Genomic DNA, 1,150 nt, shown 5'->3' with positions numbered 1-1,150 from the left:
ATATAGATACATGCTAAACGCTTCATTTTCATTTATACATTACCTAAGTATTTTCATTACGATATCTTGACTTTGATAAAATCTTTGTGCCCCTCTGAATTGTTCGGATAGTACTGAACCTTCTACAGTGGATTTTGTTTTTATCGTATGATAGGCATCCCTTTTGCTTCATGGTTAAAAAATTTCATATCAAGTTCGCGTCTTTTCTTTTTGATAAGTGATTGCTCAGCTTTACGTAAATGCGTTATCATTTGCATCTTTATAGATTCATTGTGGATCATGGCTAATGAACCATCGATATGTGCTTGAAGGTCTGCAATATCTTTCAGGTTTTCTTTTGTTTGAAGTTCATCAAATAGATTTCTGAGGTATTTAAAACGATTTTCTACGTTTTCAAAAGTTTTCAAAGTTATAGCTTTATCTAGCACCGAGAAAAATTGTAAACGCGCAAAAAGATTTTTGCCCATTTGATCAAGAGATCCAGAAATTTTGTTTTCGTCCTCCAATAGCTTTTGATATGATTCCCTTGAATGCTGATTACTCTTATAGAGCGCTTCTGGCTCTTTGAGAAAAAAACTAGAAAAGTCTATTTTCTGAGGTCCAGTTTTCTGACTCTTTGTTATAGCTTGATAGGTTTTTTCTGTTTGCGAAATTTGTTCTTTTTTTAACTCAAGCTGTTTTTTTAAGAGCCCAATAATTTCTCCTTTTTTTAATAGATTAATAAGTTCCAGATATTCTGCTGATGGAGTAGGTTGTAAGCTTACAGTTGGATTCTTATGTGATGAGGGGGCGGAAGATACGCTTGTAACTGCATTTGCATGTGCCAGATCCATCATTCCCAAAAGGGTAATCATTCCTGTTATAATAAATCGCTTTTTCATCTGTCTCCTCGCTTGATTTCGGCAGGGATTGTTTTATTAATAGGCACTCGGTTCCTATCATTTGGCTGTTTTAGCTTTGGTGCTAATGCACAAGCTGATAAAAGGTTTGCAATCAAAATTATAAGAATGATCGACTTCATTTTAATATGACTCTTTTTATTGTTATATACATCCTGATATTTATTTTTATTATTATAATTTTGAACATAAAGTAAAGTGTATAGTTTACGATAATTTATCTTTTCTTAATTTCATTTTTTAATTTATGA

General features: G+C 32.2%; 2 protein-coding genes. Both read right to left on the bottom strand.

What is annotated here, in order from left to right; genetic code table 11:
* Window positions 1-140: 140 nt before the first annotated feature.
* On the bottom strand, window positions 141-881 hold the full coding sequence (locus ACFILH_RS00785) for a type IV secretion system protein (RefSeq protein WP_375667226.1): 741 nt from the start codon (window positions 879-881) through the stop codon (window positions 141-143).
* Window positions 878-1,021, bottom strand: a complete 144-nt coding sequence (locus ACFILH_RS00780; RefSeq protein WP_273790050.1) for a TrwH protein — start codon at window positions 1,019-1,021, stop codon at window positions 878-880. Before ACFILH_RS00780 ends, ACFILH_RS00785 begins: the two co-directional genes overlap by 4 nt.
* Window positions 1,022-1,150 lie beyond the last annotated feature (129 nt).

It is taken from the genome of Bartonella sp. CL435QHHD (assembly GCF_042195095.1).
Taxonomy (GTDB): Bacteria; Pseudomonadota; Alphaproteobacteria; order Rhizobiales; family Rhizobiaceae; genus Bartonella.
The sequence above is the reverse complement of the archived record's forward strand: the minus strand, read 5'-3'. Positions and strand labels throughout refer to the sequence as shown.

Coding starts and splice junctions, on each gene's coding strand:
- ACFILH_RS00780 (WP_273790050.1), bottom strand. CDS start 1,021: ATGAAGTCGATCATTCTTATAATTTTGATTGCAAACCTTTTATCAGCT.
- ACFILH_RS00785 (WP_375667226.1), bottom strand. CDS start 881: ATGAAAAAGCGATTTATTATAACAGGAATGATTACCCTTTTGGGAATG.